This is a genomic window from Pseudomonas sp. ARP3, from assembly GCF_001029595.1.
GTDB classification, from domain to species: domain Bacteria; phylum Pseudomonadota; class Gammaproteobacteria; order Pseudomonadales; family Pseudomonadaceae; genus Aquipseudomonas; species Aquipseudomonas rhodesiae.
Map to the genome: position 1 here is coordinate 107,646 of NZ_LEKF01000010.1, position 21,240 is coordinate 128,885.

Below are 21,240 nucleotides of genomic sequence, written 5' to 3' on the forward strand. Positions count from 1 at the left end.
CTGATCAATAGCGTTGGCTTTAGACCTTCTTCTGGCTGAAAGCCCCGAACTACGGGGCTTCTGCGCTAAATATGGGGTCTTAAAAAAAGCCGTAAAAGCTGCGTAATTTGTGAGAAACAGCGGATTTCAGGTCTTTTTTTCGATCAATCGGCCGTGTGATCAGGCTGTCGATTTACTTTTTCTTCACGACTTTGCAGGACGAAATAGCCGCCACAGCTTTATTTTTAAGCTCCGGACTGGCGTTCTGATTAGTCATCAATTCCTTGATTTCAGCAGTGCTCAATTCCGCGTTGATCTTATCTGCGCCACATTCACAATGGGCTTTGGCGGTTTTGACGTCCACATTCTGGCTGGCCGCAGCGCTGCAGTCGCTGACGAAACTATCGCGCGCACCGGCTGGCCAGTTCGATGGGGCAGCAGCCTGAGCGCCAAGGGAAAGGACGGTCAGTGAAGCAGCGAGAGCGAGGGTCGAGGTAAAACGCATCATTGGATGCTCCTTTGAGTCGAGGACGAACGGCGATTCTCAGGGGGTTTGAGGCACAGCGTACAGCTCAAGTTCACTTTTGCATCTATAAAGCCTGGAAATTCGTTATCAGCAACAGCAGCTGCGGCCCGATGACCGTTCATCTGTGCTAGCATCGGCGGCCTGGCTATTTAACGGCGCGTTCAAAGCGGCCTTGCCACGTTGTTTTTTTTCACTCCAGTCACTCTGGTTCGATTATCGGTTGGCCGAAAGGCTCCTGCCGCTGTAAGGCAGGCGTTCAGCATTGAGCGGCCTGGTGTTGGATCTTGTACTGGCTCATCCCAACCCACGTGACCTTTGGTAGGGGTCACCACTAGGAGAGGAGGCGCCATGCCAACTATTACTCTTCCCGACGGCAGTCAGCGTTCATTCGATCATCCGGTTTCCGTAGCCGAGGTCGCCGCATCCATTGGCGCAGGCCTGGCCAAAGCCACCGTGGCCGGTAAGGTCGACGGCAAGCTGGTCGATGCCAGCGACCTGATTACCACCGATGCCAGCCTGCAAATCATCACGCCCAAGGATCAAGAAGGGCTGGAGATCATTCGCCACTCTTGCGCGCACTTGATTGGCCATGCGGTCAAGCAACTGTACCCGACGGCGAAAATGGTGATCGGTCCGGTCATTGAAGAAGGCTTTTATTACGATATCGCCTACGAGCGTCCTTTTACCCCGGATGACCTGGCGGCCATCGAGCAGCGCATGCACGCGCTGATCGAAAAAGACTACGACGTGATCAAGAAGGTCACGCCGCGCGCCGAAGTGATCGACGTGTTCACCGCTCGTGGCGAAGACTATAAGTTGCGTCTGGTGGAAGACATGCCGGACGAGCAGGCCATGGGCCTGTACTATCACGAAGAATACGTCGACATGTGCCGTGGCCCGCACGTGCCGAACACGCGTTTCCTCAAGTCGTTCAAGTTGACCAAGCTGTCCGGCGCCTACTGGCGCGGAGACGCCAAGAACGAGCAATTGCAGCGCATCTATGGCACTGCTTGGGCTGACAAGAAGCAGTTGGCCGCTTATATCCAGCGCATCGAAGAAGCCGAAAAACGTGACCACCGCAAAATCGGCAAGCGCCTGAACCTGTTCCACCTTCAGGAAGAAGCGCCGGGCATGGTGTTTTGGCACCCGAACGGCTGGACCCTGTATCAAGTGCTTGAGCAGTACATGCGCAAGGTTCAGCGCGAAAACGGTTACTTGGAAATCAAGACACCGCAAGTGGTTGATCGTAGTCTGTGGGAGAAGTCCGGACACTGGGCCAACTACGCCGACAACATGTTCACTACCGAGTCGGAAAGCCGCGATTACGCCATTAAGCCTATGAACTGCCCATGCCACGTGCAGGTGTTCAACCAAGGCCTGAAGAGCTACCGCGAGTTGCCGATGCGCCTCGCGGAGTTCGGTGCCTGCCACCGCAACGAGCCATCGGGTGCGCTGCACGGCATCATGCGTGTGCGCGGCTTTACGCAGGATGACGCTCATATCTTCTGCACGGAAGAACAGATGCAGGCTGAGTCGGCAGCCTTTATCAAGCTGACCATGGACGTTTATCGTGATTTCGGCTTTACCGAAGTTGAGATGAAGCTGTCCACTCGTCCGGAAAAGCGCGTCGGTTCTGACGAGCTGTGGGATCGCGCCGAGGCAGCATTGGCCGCAGCCCTTGATAGTGCGGGCCTTGCATACGACCTGCAGCCGGGTGAGGGAGCTTTCTACGGTCCTAAGATCGAATTCTCGCTGAAAGATTGCCTTGGCCGTGTCTGGCAATGTGGTACCTTGCAGCTCGATTTTAACCTGCCGATCCGTCTGGGAGCCGAATACGTCTCCGAAGACAATAGCCGTAAGCACCCGGTCATGCTGCACCGGGCGATCCTCGGTTCGTTCGAGCGGTTCGTCGGGATCCTGATCGAGCACTACGAGGGTGCATTCCCTGCGTGGCTGGCTCCGACCCAGGCAGTGATCATGAATATCACTGATAAACAGGCAGATTTTGCCGCTGAAGTTGAAAAAACTCTCAACGAAAGCGGATTTCGTGCCAAGTCCGACTTGAGAAATGAAAAGATCGGCTTTAAAATCCGCGAGCATACTTTGCTCAAGGTTCCCTATCTTTTGGTTATCGGAGATCGGGAAGTCGAGATGCAGACTGTCGCTGTGCGTACTCGTGAAGGTGCTGACCTGGGCTCGATGCCCGTCGCCCAGTTCGCTGAGTTCCTCGCGCAAGCGGTTTCCCGGCGTGGTCGCCCAGATTCGGAGTAATTATTATTAAGCGTGAAATGAGACAAGATAAACGAGCTGCACCGAAAGCCCCGATCAACGAGAATATCTCGGCACGCGAGGTTCGGTTAATTGGCGCTGACGGCGAGCAGATTGGCATCGTCTCGATTGATGAAGCGCTTCGTATCGCTGAAGAGTCCAAATTGGACCTGGTGGAAATCTCCGCCGACGCAGTCCCGCCTGTTTGCCGGGTGATGGACTACGGCAAATCGATCTTCGAAAAGAAGAAGCAGATTGCTGCGGCGAAGAAGAACCAGAAGCAGATTCAAGTAAAAGAAATCAAGTTTCGTCCAGGGACGGAGGAAGGGGATTACCAGGTAAAACTGCGCAACCTGGTACGTTTCCTGAGTGATGGGGACAGGGCCAAGGTATCCTTGCGATTCCGCGGCCGTGAGATGGCCCACCAGGAGCTGGGGATGGAACTCCTCAAGCGGGTTGAAGCTGACCTGCTCGAGTACGGTTCGGTCGAACAGCATCCTAAGATGGAAGGACGCCAGCTGATCATGGTCATCGCCCCGAAAAAGAAGAAGTAATCAACAGGGCACGGCAGGCCTTCTGATTATGTTTATCAACTGAATGCGGAGTATCCGAACATGCCAAAGATGAAGACTAAAAGTGGTGCTGCTAAGCGGTTTCTGAAAACTGCTAACGGTATCAAGCACAAGCACGCTTTCAAGAGCCACATCCTGACCAAAATGTCGACCAAGCGTAAGCGTCAACTGCGCGGTAGCAGCTTGCTGCATCCGTCTGACGTGGCAAAAGTCGAGCGCATGCTGCGCCTTCGTTAATTTTTGGATCAAGAATAGAGGAAGTAACTCATGGCTCGTGTAAAGCGTGGCGTCATTGCCCGTAAACGTCACAAAAAAATTCTGAAACTTGCTAAAGGCTACTACGGCGCGCGTTCACGCGTATTCCGTGTTGCCAAGCAAGCGGTAATCAAGGCAGGCCAATACGCCTACCGTGACCGTCGTCAGAAAAAACGTCAGTTCCGCGCTCTGTGGATCGCTCGTATCAACGCTGGTGCTCGTGTTAACGGTCTGTCCTACAGCCGTTTCATCGCTGGCCTGAAAAAAGCGTCCATCGAGATCGACCGTAAGGTTCTGGCTGATCTGGCAGTGAACGAAAAAGCGGCGTTTGCTGCGATTGTCGAGAAAGCTAAAGCCACCTTGGCTTAAGTACCCCCGACAGTCACCGCGGGCTGCTCCTGCAGCCCAAGGTGTTAAACGTCATAAATAGGGGAAGAGCCTTAAAGCTCTTCCCCTATTTCGTATCTGGAGTCTGTACATGGAAAACCTGGACGCGCTCGTCGCTCAAGCTCTCGAGGCTGTGCAAAGCGCTGAAGATATCAATGCCCTGGAGCAAATCCGGGTTCACTACCTTGGCAAAAAGGGTGAATTGACTCAGGTGATGAAGACCCTGGGAAATTTGCCGGCTGAAGAGCGTCCGCAAGTCGGTGCGCTGATCAACGTCGCCAAGGAGCGTGTCACAGAGGTTCTCAATGCGCGTAAGGCGTCGCTCGAGGAGGCCGATCTTGCGGCCAAGCTCGCCGCCGAATCCATTGACGTCACCTTGCCTGGCCGTGGTCAGGCCTCGGGCGGTCTGCATCCGATCACACGGACTCTGGAACGTATCGAACAGTTCTTCACCCATATTGGCTACGGCATTGCCGAAGGCCCTGAGGTCGAAGATGACTATCACAACTTCGAAGCACTCAACATCCCAGGCCACCACCCGGCCCGGTCGATGCATGATACCTTCTATTTCAACGCCAATATGCTGCTGCGCACCCATACCTCGCCGGTACAGGTCCGCACCATGGAAGCGAACAAGCCGCCGATCCGCATCGTCTGCCCAGGCCGTGTGTACCGCAGCGACTCCGATATTACCCACTCGCCGATGTTCCATCAGGTCGAAGGCCTGCTGGTAGATCGCGATATCAACTTCGCCGACCTTAAAGGCACGATCGAAGAATTCCTGCGGGTGTTCTTCGAGAAAGAGCTGGCGGTGCGTTTCCGTCCCTCGTTCTTCCCGTTCACCGAGCCGTCCGCTGAGGTCGACATGGAGTGCGTGATGTGCAGCGGTAAAGGCTGCCGCGTGTGCAAGCAGACCGGCTGGCTGGAAGTCATGGGCTGCGGCATGGTTCACCCGAATGTGTTGCGCATGTCCGGGATCGACCCGGAAGAGTTCTCGGGCTTTGCCTTCGGCATGGGCGTAGAGCGCCTGGCTATGCTGCGTTACGGGGTGAACGACTTGCGTCTGTTCTTCGACAACGACTTGCGATTCCTCGCGCAATTTCGCTAGTCGTAACGAATCTTTAGGAGAGCAGGATGAAATTCAGTGAACAATGGCTGCGTGGCTGGGTAAGCCCGCAGGTAGATCGCGACGAGCTGGTTGCTCGTTTGTCGATGGCCGGCCTTGAGGTCGATAGCGTTACGCCGGCCGCCGGTGTTTTCAGTGGCGTGGTAGTGGGCGAGGTGCTGAGCACCGAGCAGCACCCGGATGCTGACAAATTGCGTGTGTGCCAAGTGAGCAACGGCGCGGAAACCTTTCAGGTCGTGTGCGGAGCGCCCAATGTGCGCCCGGGCCTGAAGATTCCTTTCGCCATGATCGGCGCCGAGTTGCCGGACGATTTCAAAATCAAGAAGGCCAAGCTGCGCGGCGTCGAGTCCAACGGCATGCTGTGTTCCCAGGCGGAACTGCAGGTGGGTGAAGGTAACGATGGTTTGATGGAGCTGCCGGCCGATGCGCCGGTGGGTCAGGACATCCGCGTCTACCTGGAGCTGGAGGATGCCAGCATCGAGGTCGATCTGACCCCGAACCGCGGTGACTGCCTGTCCCTCGCCGGTCTGGCCCGTGAAGTCGGGGCTCTGTACAACGTGCCGGTCACTCGCCCCGTAGTGGCTGCCGTGCCTGCGGTGCATGACGAAGTGCGCCCGATCGAAGTGCTGGCACCGAATGCTTGCCCACGTTATCTGGGTCGTGTGATCCGGAATGTCGACCTGTCCAAGCCTACCCCGTTGTGGATGGTCGAGCGTCTGCGTCGCGCTGATGTCCGTAGCATCGACGCTGCCGTCGATATCACCAACTACGTGATGCTGGAGCTGGGCCAGCCGTTGCACGCATTTGATCTCGCCGAAATCAACGGCGGCATTCGTGTGCGCATGGCCGAAGAAGGCGAAAAGCTGGTACTGCTCGACGGCCAGGAAGTGGCCCTGCGTGCCGATACACTGGTCATCGCCGACCACTCTCGCGCCCTGGCGATTGCGGGCGTGATGGGTGGCGAGCACAGCGGCGTGTCCGCGACCACCCGCGACGTATTCCTGGAAAGTGCGTTCTTCGATCAGATCGCCATTGCTGGTAAAGCTCGCTCCTACGGCTTGCACACCGATGCTTCGCACCGCTACGAGCGCGGTGTGGACTGGAAGCTGGCCCGTGAAGCCATGGAGCGCGCCACTGGCCTGCTGTTGGAGATTACCGGCGGTGAAGCCGGCCCAATCACCGAAACTGTCAGCGAAGAGCATCTGCCAAATGTGGCGCCGATTACCCTGCGCGCTAAAAGCGTTGAGCAGATGCTTGGCCTGGTGATCGAGCCTGCGGAAATCGAGCAGTTGTTGTCAGCCCTCGGCCTTGGCATTGCTAAGGGCGGGGAAGGGCAGTGGCAGGTAGAAGTGCCAAGCCATCGCTTCGATATCAGCCTTGAAGTCGACCTGATCGAAGAACTGGCGCGCCTGTACGGTTATAACCGTTTGCCGGTCCGTTACCCGCAGGCTCGTCTTGCTCCTCAGCCCAAGGCTGAGGCGCGTGCGTACTTGCCTGAGCTGCGTCGTCTGCTGGTTGCTCGTGGTTACCAAGAAGCGGTGACCTACAGTTTCATCGATCCAAAGCAGTTTGAACTGTTCAATCCAGGCGTCGAGCCGCTGTTGCTGGCCAACCCGATCTCCAACGATATGGCCGCCATGCGTTCGTCTCTGTGGCCAGGCTTGGTGAAAGCGCTTTCTCACAACCTGAACCGCCAACAAGATCGCGTGCGCCTGTTCGAAAGTGGCCTACGTTTTGTAGGGCAGTTGGATGGCTTGAAGCAAGAGCCGATGCTGGCCGGTGTGGTCTGTGGCAGCCGGTTGCCGGAGGGCTGGGCCCAAGGCCGCGAAGCCGTGGACTTCTTCGACGTTAAGGCTGACGTAGAAGCCGTGCTGGGCTTTGCCGGTGCGTTGGACGCGTTCACCTTTGTTCCGGGTAGCCACCCGGCGCTGCATCCGGGCCAGACTGCGCGCATCGAGCGTGAGGGACGTTTGGTCGGTTTCGTCGGCGCTATTCACCCGGAACTGTCGAAAACTCTCGGCCTTGATCGCCCGGTATTTGTATTCGAGCTGGTGTTGGCTGAAGTGGCGACTGGCAAGATGCCCAAATTCAGCGAGTTGTCGCGTTTCCCTGAAGTGCGCCGAGACTTGGCGCTGATCGCCGATCGCGATGTCGCCGCTACTGCCGTTCTGGATGTAATCCGTGAAAATGCAGGGGAATGGCTGACGGACCTCAGGCTATTTGACGTCTATCAGGGTAAAGGTATTGATCCGCATAGAAAAAGCCTCGCAGTCGGCTTGACCTGGCAGCATCCATCGCGCACTCTTAATGACGATGAGGTGAATACCACGACACAAAATATCCTCACCTCGCTTGAACAAAGGTTAAACGCCACGTTAAGGAAGTGACGTATGGGGGCTTTGACGAAAGCTGAGATGGCGGAACGTCTGTACGAAGAGCTGGGTCTTAACAAGCGCGAGGCCAAGGAATTGGTCGAGCTGTTTTTTGAAGAGATCCGCCATGCTCTGGAAGACAACGAACAGGTCAAATTGTCTGGTTTCGGCAATTTTGACCTGCGGGACAAACGCCAGCGGCCTGGCCGCAATCCAAAAACGGGAGAAGAAATCCCGATCACGGCTCGCCGTGTGGTCACCTTTCGTCCAGGGCAGAAGTTGAAGGCCCGAGTTGAGGCTTATGCTGGAACCAAGTCATAACGACGAACTACCCGTCATCCCAGGCAAGCGCTACTTCACCATTGGTGAAGTCAGCGAGCTGTGTGCGGTAAAGCCGCACGTGCTGCGCTATTGGGAGCAGGAGTTTCCTCAACTCAACCCCGTCAAACGCACCGGGAACCGTCGGTATTATCAGCGCCAGGATGTGCTGATGATCCGACAGATCCGCGCGTTGCTGTACGACCAAGGGTTCACCATCAGTGGTGCGCGTCAGCGCATGTCCGGTGATGAAGCCAAGGACGACACCACTCAGTACAAACAACTGATCCGCCAGATGATCTCCGAACTCGAAGATGTGCTGGTGGTTTTGAAGAAGTAAATCCGGCTTTTAAAATACTTCCACATTTCAAAAGCTTGCGGTATATTCCTGATCGCTTCGTTGCGAAGCGAACCCAGTAACACGCCTAGTCGGGGCGTAGCGCAGTCCGGTAGCGCACTAGCATGGGGTGCTAGGGGTCGAGTGTTCGAATCACTCCGTCCCGACCATATTTTTCAATGACTTAGCCCAAATTTATCGAGTTGGGCTTTTTCATGCCCAGGGACTTTTGCGGGGGATCATCCCAATTTCCTCCTCAAGATGGTCAGCGCTGGCCCGCGAGAGTCAGTTGCCGATACTTTGTTCGCAGCCTCAATCAGATGCTGCAGCTCCGGGGTAGAATAGTGGCTCGTAATGCTGCCGTTCCTATGCCCCAACAACGCTTTCCGATCTTCCTCTGTCACGCTCGCTGCACGTAGCCTTCTGCCAAAGGTGTGCTTCAAGTCGTGAATCCTGATCGACCTGAATCCGGGGTGTGCTGGCGATTGGTGGGCCTTCTCCCACTTGTCCGCTGCGCGCACCCTGGCTTTCTTCCAGGCCGAATCGTTCATCCTATGCATCGACGTTGGCCCGAACTGATCTGGTTGCCCATACGGGAACACCAGGTCTTTGTGTAGGCCTCGCTGGCCATCGATGATGGACATCGCCACGTTGTTCAAGATCACCAGTCGTTCATCGCCGTTCTTCACCCCTGCTTTTTCACTCCGCCCGCCGAATCCGGCAGGTATCAGAAACACGCTGGTGTTCAAAGCCGGCACCCGTATTTCCCAATCCCACCGCAGTTTGCACACTTCCTGCTCCCGGCAACCCGTGTTCACCTTATAGAGGGCCATCCTCAGCAGGTGGTCGGGCAGCTCAGGGAACAAAAGGGCCTGCTCTTCCCAGGACATCGGGTAGGGCTTGCGGCTCGACTTCTTCTCCTCGAGCATCGATACCATCGGCACGCTCTCCAGCCACGGCCGCTTTTCAGCATCGCGCCACTTGCGATGGCACAGGTTCAAGATCCTGACGACTCGCTGCAGGGCGATGTTGACCGTCCTGTTTGATACGCCTGGCTTGACCTTCCCCTGTGCCGTCTTGGTCGGCTTTTGCCGGTCACGCACAAACGGCGCCAGGGTGCCATCGTCGATGTGCGTGATCGGCAGATCGCCGATGTACGGGTCAAGCTGCTCGATGTGCGAGGCTGAAAGGCCGATCGATGGCTGATCCTTGAACTCAACTAGGAACCGGGTTGCAGCCTCGCGCCAGGTTCGCACCTGACGCACGCCATAGATCTTTTCCTGCCGCAGCTTTTCCAGCCGATGAATCAAGTACTGCTCCGCTTCCTCCCTTTCGCTTGCTCCAGTGCTTTCTTGAAGTCGGCTACCTCTGACGACTTTGTCGATGTGCCAAATCCCGTTCCTCTGGTAGAGGCCCGACATTGTTTTTCGCGCCATTGTTTTGCTCCTTGGCGCCCACTGCGGGGCGGATTGTTGTCCTGATCGGCCTGCTTTTCAATTGCCATGCGTTCGATGTAGGCGTCTGCCCACTGGTCCAGCTCATGACGGTCGAAGGCAACGCCCTGTTTTCCAATGGGGAATTCGCGGACGTGAGGGCGGACGGTGTTCTTGAATTCTTCCCGGCACATGCCGAGGTAAGCAGGGGCGTGCATCGCCCGGATGAAGCGCGGCGCGGTCTCTAGGACAGGCGCCAGCTTTGTGTTGGCCATAGGAATGCCTCGCCACGCCGTTGCCGGGTGGATTGATTGGATGGGGTGGGGTGTCCTTGCCGCGCTGGGCGGCAGAAGGTGGGTTAGCGGGTGGCTTTGGCAATTACCGCTTCGGCGTGGGCAAGGGCCGCGTGGCACTTGTCGAGCCGGGCGGCGCCGAGTTTTGCCAGGCCTACCAAGTTGGATAGGCTTTCGAGCAGCTCTTCCTGCATTGCACGTTCCTCCCGGCCGACATCCCAGAAGCGCTGGCCCCAGTGATCTGCCGGCGGCGGGTTGGTGTTTTGGGCGCCGAAGGCAAGAGCCCCGAAAATCGTGTCGCACAGATCGCGCTTGTAGGCGTTGTCGCCGTCGATGCCCAGGCCGCGCCGGCGCAGTGCGCTGACCACCTCGTTTTTATCGAGACCCCGATCTTCAAGGACGATGTCCCGCTCTGGCTCGCCCGGGGTGACAATTACCAGGGCCAACTTGGCGCCCGGCAGGCAGTACCCGCTGAGTTTGACCAGTGCGTCGTTGGCTGCTTCGTGGAAACGCTGAACTGCTGACATAGGAATACCTCGCCCGCCGCTCACCGGCAGGCATGTAGGGGGATGGAGTGATGGCGTTGTGCCTAGATATCTGTGTTGTTGGGATGGGTGTAAAACGGGTATTCATTCCACCCAATTGCCAGGAGGGCGTGTGTCACACCAAATAGATGTTCCGATTGCCCACGCATATCGGGGTCACACGATGTTCCTCAAGTTCGACTGGAGACGTCCGAACGACGATGCACCGGTTGCCGCGAAGATCATCGAGCCCGCGTCAATTGATGGGTTGGGCGAAGTTGCTGCTGAACTGACCGGGCCCTGGCCTGACTATCCGGCGGCGCTCGATGAGGCAATGGCTGCTGCTGAGCGCTGGGTTGATAGTCAATTGCCCTGACGCCATTCGACGGCAGGTATGCAGGGGATTGGGTTAAGGAAGCGTGCTGCCGATTTGTGCTGCTACGACGGTGATTGCCTGGCAGAGCGCGCCACATCTATCCGCGTCGTCGGTCCAGCCGATGTTCTCGCCGAAGCCGCCGCGCTCGACCATCACGTACCGCAAGTTGGTGAACCAGAGGATGCTGAGTTGGAGGTGTACCGCCATTCGGATGGCCTGGCCTTCGTCGCTTAGTGGCTGCCATTGCTCCCGCCCGGAGTCTGGATCGTCGTAGTGGAAGGCATCGCTACCGCGCCGATACTCCAGATCGAAGCCCATGGCCTTGGCTGACAGCTTTAGCAGCTCGTGGTCTGTCATGGCCTATCCACCTTGTAGATGAAGACGTAGGCGAGCCAGAGGGTGGCGATCATGGCGTCACCTTGATATCGACGTCGTCGTGAATCCATTCGATATCGAGCAGGTCATCGTCGTCGATCTGCATTTCCCGATGGTCATTGCTTGCCAGCAGCTCCTCCACCTCGTCGTCATCGACGTTCTCAATGACCTTTCGGAAGTTCACGACTGCCTTGCCGGTGAGCACGACTGTTCTTTTCATGGGCGAGTTCGTCCTTGCCGCTATAGCGGCTGACTTTGAAGGGGGAGGGGTTACAGGTTTTGTGGGTGGAGTACGGATGTACTCCTATCAGGATTTGGCGGCACGCTTGCGGAACTCGTAAACCATGCTGCGCAGATCTACCAGTGACTCCTGCAGGTCGCCGCGTGCGGAGTCAATATTCTCAAGAAGCTCGCCTTCGCCGTCGTCGCCACCCTCATCGACGGCCAGAAGAGCCAGGCCGTATGCCTGAAACTTCGACAACACGTCATCGGCTGATTTGGCCATGTACTCGGCATGCTCAATGGCATAGGACTCTGGTGAGCGATCGGGCTTCTCGGCCGCCAGAGGGTTAGGCGAATAGCGCAAGGCTGACTTGTATGTGGCGTCGAGCGCGTCATCCAAATCACCGCCCGCCTTCTTGGTCTCGTTGAAGGCGATGATCATCTTGGCGCGGACGTCGTAGCAGCGCTCCACAGGCATACAGGCCAGTTGTTCGCCTTCAATTGCGGTCAGGCGCTGTTGCAGGGCGTCACGCTCGCGGATTGCTTGAGCGTGCTTACCGCGCCAGTGCAGCACGGCGTCCAGTTCTTCAACCGTTTGAATTACCTTGCTCATATTCAAAACCTCAATTGTCTGTGCCGGTGTAGGTGCGCCATGGCACCTTCACGCCGTTGACCAGAAATCCCCAGTCACCACGCCACTTGCTTGTGATGAAGAGGGTGTAGACGCCGCCTGGTGATATCTGGTCGATGCGATGGTACTCGCCGTGATTGAGGCGGGCGGTGTCGCCCGGGCGCCGATCGATGTATTCAGTTGCCTGGAATGCTGCGTCGAACGACTGCCGCAGGTCGGCGGCCTTAATCAGGAGCTGGTGAACTGCTGGATCATCAGCCTTGAGTATGCGCTGTTCCGTGTACCAGCCGCGCAGGATGATCGTGCGGGCGTTCCATGGGTGATCATGCAGGTCCCGGTCTTCGTCGGGCCGCATGATGTGGTGGATGCGAAACGACCACGGGCACCACCACAGTGCCGGCTTGTGCGACTCGCGGGAGTAGGGGTTGAACAACCACCAGCGACCCATGTACATCTCGGCGCGGTCGGCGGACATAATGTGCTGGTACGGGGTGCGCTGGGCGCGATTGATTAGCCAGGCGGCAACCGCCGGGCGCGCAAGCAGCTTGGCGACCAGGCGCCAGAACAGATTGATCACGGGGAGTCCTTGCCGGGCCATGCCCGGGCGGTGGAGTGGGGGAGTTATCGCGAAAGCTCTTTGGCGCGCTTCTTCGACCAAGCCAGCACATCCAGCACAACGCTTTTGCTGAACATGCTGCGCTGGCGGTAGTAGTCCACGGCATCACGCGATACGGAAAAGCACACGCCAGCCTTGAAGCCTTGCTTGCGCAGCTCGTCGTGTACGTTCTTTTCTATGAACTCATGAGGGGTCATAGGGCCACCCATTCGTTCTTGGCGTTGTAGTGGCCGCGCCATTCTCCGAGCGAGAACACCAGGGTTCCCGGCGTAGTCAGCCATGCCGATTCAATTGGCCCGCCTTTCAGTCGAAAGCTCGACTTGAAGGCCCGCAGGACGCGCTTACGGATGCGCCTACGCGACAGATCGTTACACTTGATGCGGTGGGGGGGGGGTAGACATATCGCACCTCCAGGCGTGCGCCTGCCTCGCCGGCTGGCGCTGTTCAGTGATATGGGGTATTACGGGTGACCGGCATGGTGCCGGATCAGTCGTTGTCGCCGTCGTCTTCGGCGTTCATCTGGAGCGATTCGGCAAAGCCTGCTTGCCGTAATTTGCGCGCCACGTTTTGCGGTATATCTATTCCGTGGCGCTTAATTTCGAGCATCGAGGCGGACCTCTCGGCGCCCAGCGAGTGGGCATGTGCGATCAGTCGCCAGATGGTCGTGCGGTCTTTCGTCTCGCCCAGTTCGGCGGTGAGCGCTGCCAGTCGGTCGCGCATTCCTTGGCGGAAGTAGTGACGGATGATGTCGGACGGCCCTTTGACTTTCGGCGGCGCCGGCGGCAGATCCTCGGCCCGCCCATTCAGCACCAGCAGTTGCACCGCCTCGCTGACCTCTTCGACCTCATGCCAAAGCATCAACTCGTCGAGCATCTGCCGGGTGCCGTATGGGACCGTGTGCCGCAATTCCTGCTCGCCCAGTTCCTGCCGCTTCTCGGCAAGCCTGGCCGTTCGTTCTTCCTGGCTCACAGCCATGGCCTACCTCTTCTATTCCGCTGGCCGGCAGTGCGAGCCAGGCTTGACGTTTGCGTTGCTGGGTGCGGGCTATGCGGCGCATGAATCGACCTTCACCTGGCGCCAAGCACCGACCGCTTCGAAGATTCGCGCGGCGTGTTCCTCGTCCAGCGACAGGGTGTCGGGGATGGCGATCCAGCCGGAGGCCACCATCTGGCTTTGGTTGGCCTCGGCGCGCAGCTTCATATAGCAATGCTCGATCACGTCTTCCAGGTGATCGGACAGGTAGACCCCGTCCGGCGCCAGTTCCACCGACTTGCTGTAGCGGTCGCCGCGAGCGTCAATGCACATTGCGCTCATGTAGATCGTCCAGCGGTGAGGAATGCCGCACACGGCCTGGCCAATCTTCCCTGGCGCGATGTTCTTGAGTGACCGGTAATTGATCATGCCCTGGCGGCCGCTGGGATCGATGTTCACCACCGCGACGTGATTGGATGCCAGCAGCGAGCGGCACGACCGGGCAATTCGGGCTTGCAGGTTATGCGGCTTGCGCTTGCTCATAATGCCTCCGCGAGTTTGCGCAGCGCGTTACGCTCGGCCCGGGTGATGGGCGGCTTGCGGCGCTTGAGGATGGTTTCGGGATCGATCTTGGTGGAGCGGGGTGGTGGCAGCGGTTTGCGTGGCGGGCTTGGCAACTGCGCGACTGTCCCGCCTGCGGCCAAGAACTCCGCCGTGCGCTCCGATATCGAGTAAGCGTCCTGGCGGTGCTGCTCGACCAGGCTGAGGTGGTTGCTGATCATGCTGGCTGTCTCGCTTTGTTCAGTTCAGCCTTGCGGATCTCCTTGGCGGCGACCAGCGATGGCTTGAGGTTGTCGAAGCCGTGGACGATTACGCGCCCGGCGTTGTAGGCCGACTCCAGCGCGGCCATGTCAGCCGCTTGACGGATGTCGGCGATCGCATCAACAAGTAGCTCCTTGGCTCGCTCCTCCGGGCTGATACCGGAGTTCAGCCAGCTCAGCAGGCGCTTGCCCGTTTCCTCGCTGATCAGTTCAGGCTGGTCAAACAGCTTCGTCCGGTCTTTGCTGGCTGTGGCCGTGTGCCCGTCGTGGGTGAGGTCCAGCACCACGGTGAATTCGTAGTCGGTGCCGTCGCGCTGCTCTGACTTCATGCCCAGCTTGAGGATCTTCTTACCCTCGCCTTGAACCGTTTCCGTCTTGCTGCGCATGGTGCAGATGATGTGCATCGAGCTGGTGAGGATCTTGTCCGTCAGCTTCCGGTGGCGCGGCGTGGTCTCGTTCCAGGCCGCCCACGTGTTGCCCCGGAATTTCTGGTGGGCCACTGTCTCGTTCTGCTCCAGGCAGCCCCCGGAACCTGTCCACTCATGCGAGTAGCTATCGATGATCAGCGTGTCGTACCCTGCCAGCTCAGCGGCGACGATCACTTCGATGTAGCGCTCTGGCGAGTACGGTGCGTGCAACTCCATTGCGTCGAAGTCGACCAGGTCCGCGTACAGCGATGCGCTGCCGTGTTCGGTGTCTAGCACCGCGATACGCCCGCCAAGCCCCTGGGCCAGGAGAAGGGCGGAGTAGGTTTTGCCTGATCCAGACGGCCCGGCAAGTGCCAGCCGTAGCTTGGCCTGCTTGCGTTCGGCTTTCTTGAACATTTGAGCTTCCTCAGCTTGGTTGGTTGTCCCACTGCCGCTGGATGCGGCGGGCTTCGTCTTCGTACTCTTTGCGCTGCTCACCGGTGAACCGATCAGGCGAGAAGGCGCCGACCATCATCCAGTCGAACTGGGCGGCCATTGCCGGGCTCATACAGCTCTCCTGTGGCTTAACCCCATCAACTGGGCAGCCTGGGCCATGGTTTGTGGCTGGATCACGCCGAGGTTGCTAGCTACTCGCTTGAGCACCACCAGGTCATCCAGTGTTCGCGCCTTGTCGATGTAGCCGGCCAGCGTCACCAGCTTCGACTTGCAGTCCGTCAGCGCCATGCCGAGATGCACAACGCTGAGTTGCCGCACGTCCCGACCCACCGCGGCGCTAACCGACTCGAAAACCTGCTCCAGCTTTCTATTGGCGTAGCTCGCCTCGACCTGTGCGCGCTTGCGGTCATCGACTGCAGCTGCAAGCCTGGCTTCCAGGTCAAGCACCAATTCGGCCGACCCGCCGAGCTTGGCGATTCGCTCGCGCTCCACCTGCTGCTGGGCAACCGCCAGTTCTTCGCGCTCAATCTTGGCCGTTGGCGCTGCGTGTGCGATGGTCCGCAGATCCGCCGCGGTGCGAGGTAATACGTTTTCTTGAGACATAGAGCCTCCATCACGGCAGCGGAATGCGCCGTGCTTGGTGTCTGGAAAGGGTGTTAAGCGGCAGTGGATTGAGTGGACGTGTAGTCGTCGTAGATCTCGTCGATACGCGCCTGAAACTCTCGCTGCTCTGTGTCGCTGATAGTGCGCAGAAGGAAGGCCAGGGTTATCGCCGAGCGTGCGGCGGCGCTTGCGTTCGGCTTCCCTACGTCCCTGCGAAGGTCGGCAAGCTCGGCGTTGATCCAGCCGACAGCGGTGTCGTGGTCACGCTGCTGTAGGCTCATCGGGAGCGCTCCAGGCTCCGGGCGAGGGCACAGGCTTCGTTGTGGTTGCGACGGAAGCCCATGACCTTGTTAGTCTGGCTGTCCACCACATGGAAGAAGTCGCGGCCCGCAGGCTTCACCACCATGCGGAAGGTGACCACGGGCATCGGACGATCAATCAGCCGGTAGAAATCAGCAGTGGCGAGAAGGGAGCGCTGATGCAGGCCGTCGACGATGTCGCGGCGCGATTGAATGCTGTGGTGCATGGTCGCCTCCAGGGTGGCGTTAGTCGGTATACGCGATGTATTTGAAGTGGCCGGTGTCTTTGTTGAAGTGCTCAAACCTGCCGCCGAACGTTCCGCGCACCTTTTCCTCGACTTCCTTGACCTCGGTGCCAATAGGGAAAACCCCCTCCTTAATCATCGAGCTGCTGGTGTAAAGCTTGTCCACCCAGTCGATCTTGGTGGGGTCTAGCACGCGAGGCTTTGTTTGGATGTATGGCACCGGGCCGCCCATGCTGATGGACGAGATATCGCGAACGCACAGCGGGTCATCAGCGGCGCGCCACCCACAGTCATGACAGTGCATGTCAGCGTTCTCATGGCGCCAGCACGGTGCCGATATGTGGCAACTACAATCCTTGACTGGCTCCAGCTCGATTACACCTTGGCAGCCATCGCGGGCGCACACGTCACCCTCGGAATATCCGAAATCGCTCATGGCGACCTCCAGTGTTTGGGTTAGGCGGCAGAATTGGGCTGATGAGGTCGCCAGTACTCAATGAGGCTGTCGGCGCCCCAATAGCAGTTCTCGGCCTGCTTCTGGGCAAACTCTTTTCCATCAAGATATTTGACGTCTATGAGCCCAGCAGCATCGCTTGGCCTGCCATGCCCTCGACTCCAGTAATTCCACTTGCTCATGAATCTCTCCATTCGTTGGTTCACCTGTATTCGTTCAACACTCATTCCTCCCGCTGGTTGCCGATGGGCGCGGGGGAGGAGTGCTGACGTAATAGAGGCGGAATAAAGAAAGCCCGGTTGGACGTCCGGGCTTTCGGATGCAGTGGTTTGTATTTTTTGGGCGGGGCCATCAGCGCCAGAACGCAGACAGACCCGATCTAGAACGCCAGCGCTCACGATGGAAGCGCAAGGGACCGGTTGGCAGGCCGTCATCAGGTGGCGGTTCTGGCCGCGCATGGCTGAGCGCTGCGCCGATCAGGAACAGAAGGAGCATGGTGATCTCCGGTTGGGTTGGGTGATGCAGGTGGGCGGTTATAGGCCGCAGTTTCGTCCGCATCGGATATAGCTCGAATCCCTCCGAGTGTTGCCCGTCTTCGCCGCGACAAAATCCGCTCAGGCTCAGGACAAGGTGGCCACCCTGCTATCACGCAGAAGGCCGAGCTATATCCGATGCGCTCTCATAGAGAGGATCGGGCAGTTATAGCCAAGCTGGCTTTTGGCGCTGGTTGTTCAATTCAGGTGGATGGCGAGCATGCCGCGATCCATTACAGCCAGTTCTTCGGTGCTGTTCATGATTCGGCGAAGTTCGGCAACACCGCCGGCGATACCAGTGACCGCTGCGACGACTTGCAGTTGGCCTTTCTTGTCAGCGCTGCGCAGGGCAGTGCGGATTCGTTCGTCTTGCTTTGGATCGGTCAGGTTCATCGCTTTGCCCTCCGGGCGGTTGTTTTCCCGATGCCCACCGCTCTGGATGGGCATCAGTGAAAAGGTCCGCAGTGAATACTCACGCAGGGATACTGATTGGCTGTTGGTCGATGATCGTGATTGAGCCTCGATCGGTAACCGCCACCCTGGCTGTTAACCCTGGGTGCATCTCGGCCAGCCTTGGGTGGGCCTTGAAGTCAGTGACCCTGCCTGTTCGGCTGCCCAGGCCGAGGTAGATCACATCACCTATTTGAATTTCGCTTCCGCGCTTCGTTGGCATTTCGTCTACTCCTTCCGATTTTCCGGATGACCCTGTCGCCAAGGTCACCGAGGAAATCTGTTGTCTCCACCACGCGCATCGCCCGATTCATATCTCTGGCCGGCGTCACACATTTCGTGGACGGTGTTCTTCGCCGACCGGCTTGCGTGGTTTCGCGTACTCACATCTGGTGAGCACGGCCAGTTCCAGAGCTGGCATGGAGATCGAATTTATTGCTCGCGCTGTGCCCATTGCTGGGGATCGATCTGCGAGGTTCCCGTGCTGTTAAAGAGCGGCGGGCTGTGAGGCCCTGGCGAGTCCCTGTTGGGTGACTCGATGGAGTGAACAATACCGCCGGTATTCTATATGGTCAATACCGCCGGTCATGTATTTTTCTTCAGGCACAAAAAAACCCGCTCAGTGGCGGGCTTGTTGTAGGCGCTATGGGTCAGTCTGGTTCCTGGGCTCTGAGCCTGGCCAGGGCCTGTTTGATGTGCCCGGCATTCTCGCCGATGGTTTCCAGGGCGCCGCGGACATTCTGGTCTACATGATGGCCTCCGTGGTTAGCCGTCCACAACGACAGCTCCATGATGGCTGCCTCCAGGGCGAGCTGGTTCTCGTAAATTCGCTCGAGCATATCGGGGAGGGAGTAGGTCGCAGGCATTGAATAGCTCCAGGAATGGGAGCAGGAAGGATAGCAGGGAGGGCAGAAACAAGAAGCCCGGCGCTGGGCCGGGCTGTTTTACGAACCAGATTTTGCGGGGGGAGGCGAGATCGTCGCTGGCGAACTCTTGCTGCCTTCCGGCGCAACCACCTCGGAAGTCGATGTCGACGAACTTTTGCCTAGCTGGAAAGAACTCAACATATTTGATGTGAGAGCCGTATTGAATCCAGCCACGCCTAGCACTATGGCGAGCACAGTGGAGACTGCCGTCACGATCAAAGTGGTTTTCATTGAGCCGATGCTGGTCTTCGTCTCTCCGTTGTCCTTGCCGATCTGTGCAAGAACACCGTCAAGGCGCTTATCTCGCTCAGCCTGAGCAGCCAGAAAACCTTCTATTTTCGCAGAAACAGATTCCACGCGAGCATCCATCTTTGCCTCGATGGTCTCGATTTTTGCGTTGAATTCTTCGCGAGTAATGTCGTTCATTGGCTCAGTATGGCCGCTGGGGGTTGCTCTGTCATCCTTGACATATTTTGTCCTCGGGAGGTGAATGTCGCCGAAAAGCCTGCCGTCATAGTTATTCATTTTTTTCTTTGCCCGGATTCTGGGCAACCCAATCAGCTATGAACTTTGCCCGGTGCTCTCTCACGAATCCACAATTGCTGCATTCCAAGGCTAGATTGTAAGCCGGCTCGTTGCCAAATGTGACCTGAAGCGGCATGAGAAATACCTCCGTGCTTTCCTCATCAGCAAAGGGAACAATCCACTTTGGATTGCCGCAGCAAGGACACTTTGCGTTATCGGTTTTTTCTACCAAAAACCTGATGGCGTCTTCGAATAATATTTTCATCACAATCCCTTTTGATACGCCAAAAGCATTAACTGCTACAGCATCCCGCCGCGCCAAACCACGCGACCGATGATGCGAACCTCGTTTATCTCCCCGTCACGCAGCGTCTCGTCGCCGTAGCGCGCTTTGTCTGGGTTATCGCTACGAATGATCCAGCCATCGAAATCCGACTTCACCAGGCGCTTAACGATCGTGCCTTTCGATTCGCTCTGCATGGCGAATATCTGGCCGTCCTTGGGCTCAATCTTCGACTCATCCACCAGCAGTACGTCGCCGTCGTTGATAGTCGGCTCCATGCTGTTGCCGCTGGCGTAGATCACGTCCAGGTGCTTCTGGTTGAGGTTGTTGGCGCGCAGCCAGGCCGACTTGAACGCCATTACGCCGCGGATCTCAACGTGTGGATTGTCGTCGCCGTCACCGGTTGAGCCGCGCGCTGTAAGTTGGAGGACGCCGGTGTAGCCGGGCTCATCCTTCAAATCGAAGCTGCGCGGGGGAGTGCGGCCGTCAATCACCTGCTGAGTGTCTCTTCCTGGCAGCGCCTGAGACATTTTTTCGATCTGGGCCGCGAGAGTTGGGCTTATCTCTGATACAGGAACGCCCAAGGCACGCGCAAATACCACCGCCGCATTCACGCTCAGAGCAGTGCGGCCGTTCATGAAGTGGCTGACAGCACCTTGCGTGACGCCATCACCCAGTTCGGCCGCAAGCTTTTCCTGGGTGAGCTTCAGCTCCCCGCGCTTGGCCTGGAACAGGGATTTCAGCCGGGCGCTGTCTTGCAGCTGCCATTCGGATAACGGAAGCCGTCGGGAGTCTTTTTTCATCTGCTGATGGTATTACCCACGGTATTTACTTAACCAATATCGCCGGTATTGACTATGAACAATACCGGCGGTCATACTTGTGGTGAAATCTACGCAGAGGACGCCGCAATGCGCCGAATCACACTCACCGAATTTGCCAAAGAACACGGCCATACCAAGGCCGCCCAGATGCTTGGTTGCACCCAGGGCGCGTTGAGTAAAGCGATCCGTGTCGGCCGCGATGTGTTCGTGACCCTCGAAGAGGACGGCAGCTTGTCCGCCCAAGAGCAGCGTCCGTTCCCATCTCAGAAATCAGCTGCATAACCCTTTCGAACAACCAAGGAGCCTCACCAATGGCATACGACGACACACGCCACCTGAAAGACCGGGAGATCAAGTCCCGCTATGACGATGAAACCTATGAAGCCTTAAAGGCTGTGGCTCGCCTGCACAAGCTGCAGCTGGCCGTGTTTGTGCGCATGTGCGTCGAGGAGAAGTTGGAAAGCATCGTTGAACCGAATGCTACTGGTAAACACATGCAGGCCTGAAGGCCCTGAAGGAGGCTATGTGCCTGAAACCACGATCTGCCACGGGATCGATGGGCGCCTCTACGAGAAGCTTGAACGTTTGGCGAAGGATGCGGGCATGACGCCCGACGAATACGCCGCAAAGCTTGGAGCAGAGCGTTTTTTCGAGAAGACCAGGCCAAGAGGCGCCGGAAAGATCCGGCATCTGCCAACAACAAGGCGAGAACCGCCGAAGCCCGGAATAGGGCCTGAAAAAGGAGGGCCTGATGAAGACCCCAGCCAATAAACCCAAACCGCAGGCACAAAAAAGCCGGGGCGCAATCCCGGCTCTTTTTACAGCGCTTGCA

The 21,240-nt window shown here is 57.8% G+C and carries 37 protein-coding genes and 1 tRNA gene; 13 read left to right on the plus strand and 25 right to left on the minus strand.

The window, feature by feature from the left end:
• Positions 1–172: 172 nt before the first annotated feature.
• Positions 173–487: a hypothetical protein gene (locus tag ABX75_RS13830; RefSeq protein ID WP_021491187.1), complete on the minus strand. Its 315-nt coding sequence runs from the start codon at positions 485–487 to the stop codon at positions 173–175.
• 366 nt (positions 488–853) lie between these two features.
• Between ABX75_RS13830 and thrS the strand changes: the two genes are divergently transcribed.
• The 9 genes from thrS (at position 854) to ABX75_RS13875 (ending at position 8,310) form a co-directional block, all read left to right on the plus strand.
• Complete coding sequence (thrS, locus tag ABX75_RS13835) at positions 854–2,776, plus strand: threonine--tRNA ligase (RefSeq protein WP_034114413.1); 1,923 nt, start codon at positions 854–856, stop codon at positions 2,774–2,776.
• Entirely contained in the window at positions 2,776–3,327 is a 552-nt protein-coding gene (infC, locus tag ABX75_RS13840) for a translation initiation factor IF-3 (RefSeq protein WP_169850653.1), read from the plus strand. The genes thrS and infC overlap by 1 nt, the downstream gene beginning before the upstream one ends.
• Positions 3,328–3,387: 60 nt before the next feature.
• Positions 3,388–3,582, plus strand: a complete 195-nt coding sequence (gene rpmI, locus ABX75_RS13845; RefSeq protein WP_002553160.1) for a 50S ribosomal protein L35 — start codon at positions 3,388–3,390, stop codon at positions 3,580–3,582.
• Between the two features lie 30 nt (positions 3,583–3,612).
• Positions 3,613–3,969, plus strand: a complete 357-nt coding sequence (gene rplT / locus ABX75_RS13850; protein ID WP_002553161.1) for a 50S ribosomal protein L20 — start codon at positions 3,613–3,615, stop codon at positions 3,967–3,969.
• 109 nt (positions 3,970–4,078) lie between these two features.
• Positions 4,079–5,095 carry a phenylalanine--tRNA ligase subunit alpha gene (gene pheS / locus ABX75_RS13855; RefSeq protein WP_034099107.1) on the plus strand — a complete coding sequence of 339 codons (1,017 nt, stop codon included), beginning with the start codon at positions 4,079–4,081 and terminating at the stop codon, positions 5,093–5,095.
• A 26-nt stretch (positions 5,096–5,121) separates the two neighbouring features.
• The gene (gene pheT, locus ABX75_RS13860; protein ID WP_047882096.1) at positions 5,122–7,500 is read left to right on the plus strand and encodes a phenylalanine--tRNA ligase subunit beta; all 2,379 of its coding nucleotides are present in this window, start codon (positions 5,122–5,124) and stop codon (positions 7,498–7,500) included.
• 3 nt (positions 7,501–7,503) lie between these two features.
• The gene (gene ihfA / locus ABX75_RS13865; protein WP_002553164.1) at positions 7,504–7,806 is read left to right on the plus strand and encodes an integration host factor subunit alpha; all 303 of its coding nucleotides are present in this window, start codon (positions 7,504–7,506) and stop codon (positions 7,804–7,806) included.
• Positions 7,787–8,143, plus strand: a complete 357-nt coding sequence (locus tag ABX75_RS13870) for a MerR family transcriptional regulator (RefSeq protein WP_003174972.1) — start codon at positions 7,787–7,789, stop codon at positions 8,141–8,143. Before ihfA ends, ABX75_RS13870 begins: the two co-directional genes overlap by 20 nt.
• Before the next feature lie 90 nt (positions 8,144–8,233).
• Positions 8,234–8,310, plus strand: a tRNA-Pro gene (locus ABX75_RS13875).
• A 69-nt stretch (positions 8,311–8,379) separates the two neighbouring features.
• Here the strand turns inward: ABX75_RS13875 and ABX75_RS13880 are convergent.
• The 3 genes from ABX75_RS13880 to ABX75_RS13890 all read right to left on the minus strand — a co-directional run bounded on the left by ABX75_RS13880 (position 8,380) and on the right by ABX75_RS13890 (position 10,393).
• Entirely contained in the window at positions 8,380–9,561 is a 1,182-nt protein-coding gene (locus ABX75_RS13880; protein ID WP_256203860.1) for a tyrosine-type recombinase/integrase, read from the minus strand.
• Complete coding sequence (locus tag ABX75_RS29695; protein ID WP_238560692.1) at positions 9,447–9,848, minus strand: hypothetical protein; 402 nt, start codon at positions 9,846–9,848, stop codon at positions 9,447–9,449. Before ABX75_RS29695 ends, ABX75_RS13880 begins: the two co-directional genes overlap by 115 nt.
• 83 nt (positions 9,849–9,931) lie before the next feature.
• Positions 9,932–10,393 (minus strand): hypothetical protein, encoded by a 462-nt coding sequence (locus tag ABX75_RS13890; protein WP_047882099.1) that lies wholly within the window; start codon positions 10,391–10,393, stop codon positions 9,932–9,934.
• A gap of 181 nt (positions 10,394–10,574) precedes the next feature.
• Between ABX75_RS13890 and ABX75_RS13895 the strand changes: the two genes are divergently transcribed.
• Positions 10,575–10,766, plus strand: a complete 192-nt coding sequence (locus tag ABX75_RS13895; RefSeq protein ID WP_221440259.1) for a hypothetical protein — start codon at positions 10,575–10,577, stop codon at positions 10,764–10,766.
• Positions 10,767–10,799: 33 nt separating this feature from the next.
• On the opposite strand, the gene ABX75_RS13900 is transcribed toward ABX75_RS13895, so the two are convergent.
• From ABX75_RS13900 to ABX75_RS13985, 21 genes are all read right to left on the minus strand, one after another.
• The gene (locus tag ABX75_RS13900) at positions 10,800–11,123 is read right to left on the minus strand and encodes a hypothetical protein (RefSeq protein WP_047882101.1); all 324 of its coding nucleotides are present in this window, start codon (positions 11,121–11,123) and stop codon (positions 10,800–10,802) included.
• Between the two features lie 49 nt (positions 11,124–11,172).
• A complete protein-coding gene (locus ABX75_RS29035; RefSeq protein WP_144419299.1) occupies positions 11,173–11,361 on the minus strand; it encodes a hypothetical protein in 189 nt (62 codons plus the stop codon).
• A gap of 87 nt (positions 11,362–11,448) precedes the next feature.
• On the minus strand, positions 11,449–11,976 hold the full coding sequence (locus tag ABX75_RS13905) for a hypothetical protein (protein WP_047882102.1): 528 nt from the start codon (positions 11,974–11,976) through the stop codon (positions 11,449–11,451).
• A gap of 10 nt (positions 11,977–11,986) precedes the next feature.
• A complete protein-coding gene (locus ABX75_RS13910) occupies positions 11,987–12,571 on the minus strand; it encodes a hypothetical protein (protein ID WP_047882103.1) in 585 nt (194 codons plus the stop codon).
• Positions 12,572–12,615: 44 nt separating this feature from the next.
• The gene (locus ABX75_RS13915; protein ID WP_047882104.1) at positions 12,616–12,807 is read right to left on the minus strand and encodes a hypothetical protein; all 192 of its coding nucleotides are present in this window, start codon (positions 12,805–12,807) and stop codon (positions 12,616–12,618) included.
• A gap of 289 nt (positions 12,808–13,096) precedes the next feature.
• A complete protein-coding gene (locus ABX75_RS13920) occupies positions 13,097–13,585 on the minus strand; it encodes a hypothetical protein (RefSeq protein ID WP_047882105.1) in 489 nt (162 codons plus the stop codon).
• Positions 13,586–13,654: 69 nt separating this feature from the next.
• Positions 13,655–14,125, minus strand: a complete 471-nt coding sequence (locus tag ABX75_RS13925; protein ID WP_047882106.1) for a hypothetical protein — start codon at positions 14,123–14,125, stop codon at positions 13,655–13,657.
• The gene (locus tag ABX75_RS13930) at positions 14,122–14,364 is read right to left on the minus strand and encodes a hypothetical protein (protein WP_047882107.1); all 243 of its coding nucleotides are present in this window, start codon (positions 14,362–14,364) and stop codon (positions 14,122–14,124) included. The genes ABX75_RS13925 and ABX75_RS13930 overlap by 4 nt, the downstream gene beginning before the upstream one ends.
• Complete coding sequence (locus ABX75_RS13935) at positions 14,361–15,227, minus strand: ATP-binding protein (RefSeq protein WP_047882108.1); 867 nt, start codon at positions 15,225–15,227, stop codon at positions 14,361–14,363. Before ABX75_RS13935 ends, ABX75_RS13930 begins: the two co-directional genes overlap by 4 nt.
• A gap of 10 nt (positions 15,228–15,237) precedes the next feature.
• Positions 15,238–15,378 (minus strand): hypothetical protein, encoded by a 141-nt coding sequence (locus ABX75_RS29410; protein ID WP_154670146.1) that lies wholly within the window; start codon positions 15,376–15,378, stop codon positions 15,238–15,240.
• On the minus strand, positions 15,375–15,869 hold the full coding sequence (locus tag ABX75_RS13940) for a hypothetical protein (RefSeq protein ID WP_047882109.1): 495 nt from the start codon (positions 15,867–15,869) through the stop codon (positions 15,375–15,377). Before ABX75_RS13940 ends, ABX75_RS29410 begins: the two co-directional genes overlap by 4 nt.
• Positions 15,870–15,922: 53 nt before the next feature.
• The gene (locus ABX75_RS13945; protein ID WP_047882110.1) at positions 15,923–16,150 is read right to left on the minus strand and encodes a hypothetical protein; all 228 of its coding nucleotides are present in this window, start codon (positions 16,148–16,150) and stop codon (positions 15,923–15,925) included.
• Positions 16,147–16,395: a hypothetical protein gene (locus ABX75_RS13950; RefSeq protein WP_047882111.1), complete on the minus strand. Its 249-nt coding sequence runs from the start codon at positions 16,393–16,395 to the stop codon at positions 16,147–16,149. Before ABX75_RS13950 ends, ABX75_RS13945 begins: the two co-directional genes overlap by 4 nt.
• Positions 16,396–16,414: 19 nt before the next feature.
• On the minus strand, positions 16,415–16,849 hold the full coding sequence (locus ABX75_RS13955; protein ID WP_047882112.1) for a hypothetical protein: 435 nt from the start codon (positions 16,847–16,849) through the stop codon (positions 16,415–16,417).
• A 20-nt stretch (positions 16,850–16,869) separates the two neighbouring features.
• On the minus strand, positions 16,870–17,049 hold the full coding sequence (locus tag ABX75_RS13960) for a hypothetical protein (RefSeq protein WP_047882113.1): 180 nt from the start codon (positions 17,047–17,049) through the stop codon (positions 16,870–16,872).
• Positions 17,050–17,218: 169 nt separating this feature from the next.
• Positions 17,219–17,362, minus strand: a complete 144-nt coding sequence (locus ABX75_RS29415; protein ID WP_158619143.1) for a hypothetical protein — start codon at positions 17,360–17,362, stop codon at positions 17,219–17,221.
• 236 nt (positions 17,363–17,598) lie between these two features.
• The gene (locus ABX75_RS13965) at positions 17,599–17,847 is read right to left on the minus strand and encodes a hypothetical protein (protein WP_256203858.1); all 249 of its coding nucleotides are present in this window, start codon (positions 17,845–17,847) and stop codon (positions 17,599–17,601) included.
• A gap of 653 nt (positions 17,848–18,500) precedes the next feature.
• Positions 18,501–18,716, minus strand: coding sequence for a hypothetical protein (locus ABX75_RS13975; RefSeq protein ID WP_047882116.1), 216 nt, complete (start codon positions 18,714–18,716; stop codon positions 18,501–18,503).
• 78 nt (positions 18,717–18,794) lie between these two features.
• Positions 18,795–19,301 carry a hypothetical protein gene (locus ABX75_RS13980; RefSeq protein WP_053060088.1) on the minus strand — a complete coding sequence of 169 codons (507 nt, stop codon included), beginning with the start codon at positions 19,299–19,301 and terminating at the stop codon, positions 18,795–18,797.
• Complete coding sequence (locus ABX75_RS28085; RefSeq protein ID WP_053060089.1) at positions 19,294–19,566, minus strand: hypothetical protein; 273 nt, start codon at positions 19,564–19,566, stop codon at positions 19,294–19,296. Before ABX75_RS28085 ends, ABX75_RS13980 begins: the two co-directional genes overlap by 8 nt.
• A 35-nt stretch (positions 19,567–19,601) precedes the next feature.
• Positions 19,602–20,387 (minus strand): LexA family transcriptional regulator, encoded by a 786-nt coding sequence (locus tag ABX75_RS13985; RefSeq protein ID WP_047882117.1) that lies wholly within the window; start codon positions 20,385–20,387, stop codon positions 19,602–19,604.
• Positions 20,388–20,495: 108 nt separating this feature from the next.
• Between ABX75_RS13985 and ABX75_RS13990 the strand changes: the two genes are divergently transcribed.
• Genes ABX75_RS13990 through ABX75_RS14000 form a run of 3 tightly spaced genes read left to right on the plus strand, consistent with a single transcriptional unit; the run spans position 20,496 to position 21,179 of the window.
• Positions 20,496–20,690 (plus strand): Cro/CI family transcriptional regulator, encoded by a 195-nt coding sequence (locus tag ABX75_RS13990; protein WP_040267806.1) that lies wholly within the window; start codon positions 20,496–20,498, stop codon positions 20,688–20,690.
• 29 nt (positions 20,691–20,719) lie between these two features.
• Entirely contained in the window at positions 20,720–20,914 is a 195-nt protein-coding gene (locus ABX75_RS13995) for a hypothetical protein (protein WP_040267807.1), read from the plus strand.
• A gap of 19 nt (positions 20,915–20,933) precedes the next feature.
• Positions 20,934–21,179: a hypothetical protein gene (locus tag ABX75_RS14000; RefSeq protein WP_047882118.1), complete on the plus strand. Its 246-nt coding sequence runs from the start codon at positions 20,934–20,936 to the stop codon at positions 21,177–21,179.
• Positions 21,180–21,240 lie beyond the last annotated feature (61 nt).

Bases quoted from the DNA above. Each gene is read 5' to 3' on its own strand.
- ABX75_RS13830 (WP_021491187.1), bottom strand. From the start codon at position 487: ATGATGCGTTTTACCTCGACCCTCGCTCTCGCTGCTTCACTGACCGTC.
- thrS (WP_034114413.1), top strand. From the start codon at position 854: ATGCCAACTATTACTCTTCCCGACGGCAGTCAGCGTTCATTCGATCAT.
- rpmI (WP_002553160.1), top strand. From the start codon at position 3,388: ATGCCAAAGATGAAGACTAAAAGTGGTGCTGCTAAGCGGTTTCTGAAA.
- rplT (WP_002553161.1), top strand. From the start codon at position 3,613: ATGGCTCGTGTAAAGCGTGGCGTCATTGCCCGTAAACGTCACAAAAAA.
- pheS (WP_034099107.1), top strand. From the start codon at position 4,079: ATGGAAAACCTGGACGCGCTCGTCGCTCAAGCTCTCGAGGCTGTGCAA.
- pheT (WP_047882096.1), top strand. From the start codon at position 5,122: ATGAAATTCAGTGAACAATGGCTGCGTGGCTGGGTAAGCCCGCAGGTA.
- ihfA (WP_002553164.1), top strand. From the start codon at position 7,504: ATGGGGGCTTTGACGAAAGCTGAGATGGCGGAACGTCTGTACGAAGAG.
- ABX75_RS13870 (WP_003174972.1), top strand. From the start codon at position 7,787: ATGCTGGAACCAAGTCATAACGACGAACTACCCGTCATCCCAGGCAAG.
- ABX75_RS13880 (WP_256203860.1), bottom strand. From the start codon at position 9,561: ATGTCGGGCCTCTACCAGAGGAACGGGATTTGGCACATCGACAAAGTC.
- ABX75_RS29695 (WP_238560692.1), bottom strand. From the start codon at position 9,848: ATGGCCAACACAAAGCTGGCGCCTGTCCTAGAGACCGCGCCGCGCTTC.
- ABX75_RS13890 (WP_047882099.1), bottom strand. From the start codon at position 10,393: ATGTCAGCAGTTCAGCGTTTCCACGAAGCAGCCAACGACGCACTGGTC.
- ABX75_RS13895 (WP_221440259.1), top strand. From the start codon at position 10,575: ATGTTCCTCAAGTTCGACTGGAGACGTCCGAACGACGATGCACCGGTT.
- ABX75_RS13900 (WP_047882101.1), bottom strand. From the start codon at position 11,123: ATGACAGACCACGAGCTGCTAAAGCTGTCAGCCAAGGCCATGGGCTTC.
- ABX75_RS29035 (WP_144419299.1), bottom strand. From the start codon at position 11,361: ATGAAAAGAACAGTCGTGCTCACCGGCAAGGCAGTCGTGAACTTCCGA.
- ABX75_RS13905 (WP_047882102.1), bottom strand. From the start codon at position 11,976: ATGAGCAAGGTAATTCAAACGGTTGAAGAACTGGACGCCGTGCTGCAC.
- ABX75_RS13915 (WP_047882104.1), bottom strand. From the start codon at position 12,807: ATGACCCCTCATGAGTTCATAGAAAAGAACGTACACGACGAGCTGCGC.
- ABX75_RS13920 (WP_047882105.1), bottom strand. From the start codon at position 13,585: ATGGCTGTGAGCCAGGAAGAACGAACGGCCAGGCTTGCCGAGAAGCGG.
- ABX75_RS13925 (WP_047882106.1), bottom strand. From the start codon at position 14,125: ATGAGCAAGCGCAAGCCGCATAACCTGCAAGCCCGAATTGCCCGGTCG.
- ABX75_RS13930 (WP_047882107.1), bottom strand. From the start codon at position 14,364: ATGATCAGCAACCACCTCAGCCTGGTCGAGCAGCACCGCCAGGACGCT.
- ABX75_RS13935 (WP_047882108.1), bottom strand. From the start codon at position 15,227: ATGTTCAAGAAAGCCGAACGCAAGCAGGCCAAGCTACGGCTGGCACTT.
- ABX75_RS29410 (WP_154670146.1), bottom strand. From the start codon at position 15,378: ATGAGCCCGGCAATGGCCGCCCAGTTCGACTGGATGATGGTCGGCGCC.
- ABX75_RS13940 (WP_047882109.1), bottom strand. From the start codon at position 15,869: ATGTCTCAAGAAAACGTATTACCTCGCACCGCGGCGGATCTGCGGACC.
- ABX75_RS13945 (WP_047882110.1), bottom strand. From the start codon at position 16,150: ATGAGCCTACAGCAGCGTGACCACGACACCGCTGTCGGCTGGATCAAC.
- ABX75_RS13950 (WP_047882111.1), bottom strand. From the start codon at position 16,395: ATGCACCACAGCATTCAATCGCGCCGCGACATCGTCGACGGCCTGCAT.
- ABX75_RS13955 (WP_047882112.1), bottom strand. From the start codon at position 16,849: ATGAGCGATTTCGGATATTCCGAGGGTGACGTGTGCGCCCGCGATGGC.
- ABX75_RS13960 (WP_047882113.1), bottom strand. From the start codon at position 17,049: ATGAGCAAGTGGAATTACTGGAGTCGAGGGCATGGCAGGCCAAGCGAT.
- ABX75_RS29415 (WP_158619143.1), bottom strand. From the start codon at position 17,362: ATGCTCCTTCTGTTCCTGATCGGCGCAGCGCTCAGCCATGCGCGGCCA.
- ABX75_RS13965 (WP_256203858.1), bottom strand. From the start codon at position 17,847: ATGCCCATCCAGAGCGGTGGGCATCGGGAAAACAACCGCCCGGAGGGC.
- ABX75_RS13975 (WP_047882116.1), bottom strand. From the start codon at position 18,716: ATGCCTGCGACCTACTCCCTCCCCGATATGCTCGAGCGAATTTACGAG.
- ABX75_RS13980 (WP_053060088.1), bottom strand. From the start codon at position 19,301: ATGAATAACTATGACGGCAGGCTTTTCGGCGACATTCACCTCCCGAGG.
- ABX75_RS28085 (WP_053060089.1), bottom strand. From the start codon at position 19,566: ATGAAAATATTATTCGAAGACGCCATCAGGTTTTTGGTAGAAAAAACC.
- ABX75_RS13985 (WP_047882117.1), bottom strand. From the start codon at position 20,387: ATGAAAAAAGACTCCCGACGGCTTCCGTTATCCGAATGGCAGCTGCAA.
- ABX75_RS13990 (WP_040267806.1), top strand. From the start codon at position 20,496: ATGCGCCGAATCACACTCACCGAATTTGCCAAAGAACACGGCCATACC.
- ABX75_RS13995 (WP_040267807.1), top strand. From the start codon at position 20,720: ATGGCATACGACGACACACGCCACCTGAAAGACCGGGAGATCAAGTCC.